The 6,977-nt window shown below is 43.9% G+C and carries 5 protein-coding genes; all 5 read left to right on the forward strand.

Features of this window, described 5'->3' with window-relative positions; translation table 11 throughout:
- The first annotated feature begins 149 nt into the window (after positions 1–149).
- The 5 genes from E1163_RS03840 (at position 150) to E1163_RS03860 (ending at position 6,943) form a co-directional block, all read left to right on the forward strand.
- On the forward strand, positions 150–1,748 hold the full coding sequence (locus E1163_RS03840; RefSeq protein ID WP_155169627.1) for a S8 family serine peptidase: 1,599 nt from the start codon (positions 150–152) through the stop codon (positions 1,746–1,748).
- A 24-nt stretch (positions 1,749–1,772) separates the two neighbouring features.
- The gene (rpe, locus tag E1163_RS03845) at positions 1,773–2,426 is read left to right on the forward strand and encodes a ribulose-phosphate 3-epimerase (protein ID WP_155169629.1); all 654 of its coding nucleotides are present in this window, start codon (positions 1,773–1,775) and stop codon (positions 2,424–2,426) included.
- Positions 2,427–2,446: 20 nt separating this feature from the next.
- Positions 2,447–4,807, forward strand: a complete 2,361-nt coding sequence (locus E1163_RS03850; protein WP_155169632.1) for a TonB-dependent receptor — start codon at positions 2,447–2,449, stop codon at positions 4,805–4,807.
- A gap of 9 nt (positions 4,808–4,816) precedes the next feature.
- Entirely contained in the window at positions 4,817–5,407 is a 591-nt protein-coding gene (locus E1163_RS03855) for a penicillin-binding protein activator LpoB (protein WP_155169634.1), read from the forward strand.
- A 126-nt stretch (positions 5,408–5,533) separates the two neighbouring features.
- Positions 5,534–6,943, forward strand: a complete 1,410-nt coding sequence (locus E1163_RS03860) for a COG3014 family protein (RefSeq protein WP_155169637.1) — start codon at positions 5,534–5,536, stop codon at positions 6,941–6,943.
- The last annotated feature ends 34 nt before the right edge of the window (positions 6,944–6,977 follow it).

Raw genomic sequence — 6,977 nt, forward strand, 5'->3', positions numbered from 1 at the left:
AAGAGGATATTTTATTGCAATACTGTACGGATACAGATTGCCTGGGGCAACAACAAATAGAAAGCGGCCATGAATACAGGCAGTACCTGATTGATTATGGGGGTGAGTAATACTTATACAGCCGCAAAGACCAAAACCTGAGAACCAACATGTTGAAAAAGCACCTGATATCAACCTTACTAATTCTTCTAAGCCTCAGCCTTCATGCTCAGGTCAACCGTTATGTGGTTTTTTTTAGCGATAAAACTAACACACCTTATTCTGTAGATGCACCCGAAGCCTTTTTATCTTCCCAGGCACTAACCCGGAGGCAGGACCAGAGTATCCCTGTCACAGTCACAGATTTACCGGTTGACCCTGCTTATGTAGCAGGAGTGAATGGTACAGGGGCCGAAGTATTCTATACAACGAAGTGGTTGAATGGTGCCTTGATTCAGGCTGATGCAAGCGTGATCAGTTCAATTGAAGCTTTAGGCTATGTTGATTCTGTAGTTTATGTGGCACCTGGTTCAAAGCTTACTTCATCGGGAAGGTTGTCCAAAGTTGAAGAGCAGCTTGAAGTCCTGGAGATCACTGACGGGCAATTAGGGCTGCTGGGAGTTGATGTTTTACATGAAGAGGGATATCATGGAGAGGGAATGCTCATCGCCTTTTTTGATGGTGGCTATAAAGGTGTGAATACGGTAGAAGCTTTTCAGCACATATACAATGAAAACAGGTTGCATTATGCCTGGAACTTTGTCGAAAACAATGATAATGTTTATCAATACAGCACACACGGCACCAGGGTCTTTTCTGCTACCGCTGCCTTTTTGACCGATACCTACCTTGGAAGTGCCTATAAAGCCGATTTTATGCTGTTTGTTACCGAAGATGCCGGCTCCGAATACCGCATTGAAGAATACAACTGGCTTATTGCCGCTGAGAAAGCTGATAGTGCCGGGGTAGATATTATCAATGGTTCGGTTGGGTATTTTGACTTTGATGACCCTTCGATGAACTATACTTATGAAGATATGGATGGAAAAACCACCATTATCAGTAAGGCCGCTGCATTTGCTGCTGATCGTGGCATTTTGGTGGTGGTAAGTGCAGGAAATGAAGGCAACAAGACATGGAAATATGTAACGGCTCCGGCTGATGCTGAAAACATACTATCTGTCGGCTCTGTAGATGGCAATGGAGAAGTGAGCAATTTTAGTTCTGTTGGCCCCACATCAGATGGCAGAATAAAACCCGAAGTAATGGCTTATGGAGCAGGTACGGCCGTGGTCAATGACTTTGGCAGTGTCATCAACGGTTCAGGCACCTCTTTTGCCACACCGCTGATCACCGGGCTGGCCGCTTCACTCTGGCAGCTATACCCCGACCTTACCAACAAGGAATTGATCTCATTTATCCTGGAAAACAGCAGTAACTCCGATACTCCCAATAACCAGTATGGCTATGGTGTACCCAGCTACCGCTTCGTAATTTCAGGAACAGACCGGGAAACAACAACTTCGTTTATGGTTTATCCTAATCCCGTTAGCAGCGGTTTGTTGAATATCAGGTTTACAAATACTATGGAGAAGGCCCGGATCAGGTTATACAATCTTACCGGCTCGCTTATCAGGAGTATTGATCTTGAGGCACCTTCTACAGCCGTACCCACTACTGTACCGTTGGAAGATTTACAGCAAGGCATTTACCTGCTTGAGGTTAATTCAGGGGCAAAGGTTGAGAGTTACAGAATAATAAAATACTAAACCATATTTTTCTATCTTTGCCGCATGGATAAACCTATAATAGCCCCATCGATATTGGCAGCCGATTTTGCCAATTTACAGCAGGAAGTTGAAATGCTTAACGAAAGCGACGCCGATTGGATTCATGTTGATATTATGGACGGCATATTTGTGCCCAATATTTCTTTCGGAATTCCTGTTACCGAAGCCATCAGTAACCATGCAAAGAAGCCTCTGGATGTACACCTGATGATAGAAAAACCTGAAAACTACGTAGAAGCCTTTTATAAAGCCGGAGCGGCCTCCATTTCCGTGCATTATGAGGCTTGTCCTCACTTGCACCGCAACCTGCAACAGATAAAAGACCTGGGCTGTAAGGCAGGTGTGGCCATCAACCCGCATACCAATGTGCAACTATTGGAAGATGTTATTCATGATATTGATATTGTATGCCTGATGTCTGTTAATCCGGGCTTCGGAGGGCAAAAATTCATAGAGAACACCTACGTCAAGGTAAGGCAGTTAAAAGAAATCATAGCCGATGCCGGAGCACACACCCTCATAGAAATAGACGGAGGTGTGAACCAGCAAAATGCCAGACAGCTTCTTGATGCCGGGGCCAACATTCTTGTAGCGGGCAGCTTCGTGTTTAAATCTTCTGATCCTAAAGGCACAATAACCGGCCTAAAGAACGTTTAGTCATCAGCGAAAATCACTGGATGAAATTTAAACTGATATTCTCCTTTTTTGTATTTGTAACCCATGGACTGCTGGCTCAATCCGGTGAAGTAACCGGTATAGTTGAAGGAGAAGATGGCAGTCCATTGACAGGAGTGAATATTCAGAAAGAAGGTTCTTCCTCCGGCGTATTTACCGGAAAATCAGGAGAGTACACCATCAGCATCGAAGCAGGTACACCGGTTAACCTTTTGTTCACCCATGTAGGCTATACCCCTGAAAAACGTACTGTAACTGTTAAAGAGGGAGAAGTTTTAAAGCTCAATGTAACGTTGGCTCAAACCACTGAAGTACTCACAGGAGTGCAGATAGAAGGAGAGAGGGACAACCGCGATGAAGTGAGTATTACCAAGATCAAACCCAAGTCGCTGGAGAACCTGCCAACTGCATTTGGGGATTTTAATAAAATACTTACCACACTGCCGGGGGTGGTGAGCAACAACGAGCTTTCATCCACCTATTCGGTCAGAGGCGGCAGTTTTGATGAAAACCTAATCTATGTTAATGATATCCCTGTCTACCGGCCATTTTTGATCAGCAACGGACAGCAGGAGGGCTTAAGTTTTATCAACAGCAATCTGGTTGAGTCGGTGGAATTCTCGGCAGGAGGCTGGCAGCCCAAGTATGGAGACAAGCTTTCATCGGTATTAAATGTTGATTATAAGAAACCATCTGAATTTGGGGCATCCCTCACAGTAGGTTTGTTAGGAGGTACTGCCCATGTTGAAGGCGCTACAAAGTCAAAAAATATCACCTACGTAGCCGGAGTAAGGCATAAGTCAGCTCAATATTTACTCAATACCCTGGAAACTCAGGGTGAGTACCTGCCCAAGTTTACTGACCTTCAGGCTTATGTTAGCTTTAAGCTGGACGACAGAACCTCGCTGGGTGTATTGACCTCTTATGGCCGAAACCGCTATTTTGTACAACCCCAGAGCAGGGAAACCGAATTTGGCACGTTTGACCGCTCTTTCAGGCTTTTTGTAGGTTTTGCAGGTCGCGAAATACTGGAGTATGATACTTATCAGGGAGGCATGAAGCTGACCAGAAAACTGTCAGACCGGTTCAAGTCTGAGCTCATTGCTTCAGGCGTATATGCATTGGAGCGCGAATATACGGATGTAGAAGGTGCCTACAGGTTGTGCGACGTTGATAAGAACCTTGGGTCTGATACTTTTAATGAGTGTGTGTACGTCAGAGGCATAGGAAGCAACTACGATTATGGGCGTAACAATCTTGAGGCGAATATCATCAACCTGGAGAACAGAAATGTTTATAGTATAGACTCTAAAAATACGCTTGAATTTGGCCTGGGATATTCATATCAGAATATCGACGACCAGCTCAATGAATATACTTTCAGGGACTCAGTAGATTTTGTTATAGACATAGAATCCCTGCAGGCAGATAATGAGATTTCAAGTGAGCAATATACCGGGTTTGTACAGCATACCAGTGACCTGACCAATAAGATTACAACGACCTATGGCGTAAGGCTTAACTACTGGACCCTCAATGAACAACTGCTGGTGAGCCCGAGGTGGCAGATCTCATTCCGTCCGGGATGGGTGAGGGATGTTGTTTTTAAGGCGGCGGCCGGTGTATACCAACAACCTGCGTTCTACAGAGAGCTGAGAGACCAAAGCGGTGCGCTCAATGAAGATCTTAAGGCTCAGAAATCGATGCATTTTATCGGCGGCATGGACTACAACTTCAAGTGGTGGGGCAGGGATTTTAAGTTTATCAGTGAGCTTTACTATAAGAGGCTACGCAACGTTGTAGCCTATGATATTGACAATGTTAAAGTACGTTATTATGCCAATAACAATGCCAGGGCATATGCTACAGGCCTTGATTTGCGGGTAAGCGGTGAGTTTATCGAAGGTACCGAGTCATGGTTTAGTGTGGGGCTGCTCAATGCACGTGAAGACGTGGAAGGCGATGGCAGAGGGTATATCCGGAGACCAACAGACCAAAGACTGAACATTGCCGTGTTTTTTCAGGACCATTTGCCCAACAACCCGACATTCCGTGTCAGCCTGAATTTATTCTTTGGCAGTGGTTTGCCATTCGGTCCTCCGCAAAATTTTGAAAAGAGAAACGTATTTAACGGAGATACGTATAGGAGACTGGATATTGGCTTCTCAAAGCTTTTTTACCTCAACAGGGAGAAATATGATGAGGAGCGACAATTGATGCTTAGTGCTGAGATATTGAATGTGTTGGCGGTTTCCAATGCCATATCTTATACCTGGGTCACTGATGTAAGCAATAACCAGTTTGCCGTGCCCAATACATTATCGGCAAGGTTTTTGAATGTAAAGCTTTCTATTAAAATTTAACTGTTAAACATGAAAAATTCACTTAAAAGCATTTCGTATTTATTAATGATCGGACTTGTAGCCTTTGGTTGCTCTCAGCGGTCCGTTACCCGTGTAAGTCCCGACCAGCAAATAGACCTAAGTGGGCGCTGGAATGATGTGGATTCAAAAATGGTGGCCAATAAAATGGTACAGCAGTTTCTCAACAGCCCGCGTTATCAGCAATACGCCAGTGACAAAGGAAAGACCCCGGCCATTATAGTTGGTTATATTAAAAATAAAACCAGCGAGCATATTGACTCCGATAACTATATCAAAAAGTTTGAGATGGAAATCTTTAACTCAGGACTGGCTGACCTGGTGGAATCACCTGAATTCCGTGAAAAATTGAGAGAAGAAAGAGCTGACCAGCAAGAGTTTGCTTCCCCGGAAACTGCCGCCAGGTGGGGTAGGGAGTATGGCGCTGACCTGATGCTTTTCGGTACCATGACCTCTGAAACAGACACTTACAACAAGAAAAAAGTAGTCAACTATATCACCACTTTATATCTTACTGACATGGAAACCAACAAAAGGGTGTGGTATGGTCAGGAAGAGATAAAAAAATACATAGAGAACTAAAACGCAGTTATCTATAAAAAACACGGCAGGTCAGGTTGGCTTTATACCTGATATCTCCTGATCTGCCATAAATTAAATAATTACCCTGCCAATTGTCTATTTATAAAAGCTAGTCTCACTCTTTGAATGATCAATTTACATAAGAGTTTAATTTTCAGCATTTTATTGCTATTTACTTCATGTGCCACTTACTATGAGGTCAACCGGGAGTTTAACGCCAATTTTGAAAAAGGCAGACTCGAAGAGGCTGAAAAAGTGTTGGCAAAAAAAGAGAAGAAAATAGAAAAAAGTAAAGAGCGTCTGCTGTACTACCTGAATCGGGGAGTGGTACTTTCACTAATGGGAGAGTACCGTGAGAGCAATGAGTACCTTGAAAAGGCCTACCTCTATACAGAAGATTACCGCACCAACTACCTGAATGAGGCTGCAGCCTTGTTAAGTAATCCGATCTTTACGGCTTATCGGGGGGAAGACCATGAAAACCTGATGGTGTTGTATTACAAGGCTCTGAATTTCCTTAAACTCGGGGAATATGACAATGCACTTGTGGAATGCCGCAGATTGAATATACGGCTCCAGCAACTTAGCGATAAGTATAAAAGTGAAAAGAAATACCAGCAGGATGCATTCATTCATACACTTATGGGCATCATCTACGATGCCAAGAAAGATTACAACAATGCCTTTATAGCCTATCGTAATGCGCTTGATATCTACCGCAAAGACTATCAGGAAATGTTTGGCGTAAGCGCACCTGACCAGCTTAAGGAAGATATACTGAGAACAGCATACCTGACAGGATTCATGAATGAATACGAACTTTATAAAAAGGAGTTTGGTATGGAAAATTATAAATACAAGCCCAATGACGGTGGCACACTCGTTTTCTTTTGGAACAATGGCTTAGGGCCGGTTAAAAGTGAATGGAGCATCAACTTTGCAGTGGTACACGGAGCCGGAGGTGTGGTGAACTTTACCAATGAAGAGTACGGTTTCAATTTCCCGTTTACAGTTCCTTATAATGAACAGGACCAGTCTACCAGCTTGAAGGATCTGGAATTCTTCCGGGTCGCATTTCCTAAATATACCGAGCGGCCTGAGTACTATACGGAAGGTGTGCTCCAGGCTAATAACAGCGACTACAAACTGGAACTTGCCGAGGATGTTAACGCAATAGCTTTCAGGAGCCTTAAAGAACGTATGTTAAAAGAATTTGGTAAGGCGCTCCTGAGAGTGGCATTAAAAAAGGCTGCCGAGCATGGTGCCAGGAAAGAGGATGAAGGCCTGGGTGCTGCCGTGGGCTTTCTCAATGCGCTTACCGAAAAGGCAGATACAAGAAACTGGCAGACGCTGCCCCACAGTATTTATTATACCCGCGTGCCCTTGAACCAGGGGCAGGAGAAAGTCACTTTAAAGCTTAAGTCTCCTCAAACAGGAACTTTGCATGAAGAAGTTTTTGAATATCAGGTACAAAAGGGAGAAACGATTTTCCAGACTTACTCAGCCCTTGATTTCAAATCCGTGCTGGATTGGTAAGAGAAATTAAATCGCTTTTTTTCTCTTTTTTTGG

Source organism: Fulvivirga kasyanovii (assembly GCF_009711405.1).
Classification (GTDB): Bacteria; Bacteroidota; Bacteroidia; order Cytophagales; family Cyclobacteriaceae; genus Fulvivirga; species Fulvivirga kasyanovii.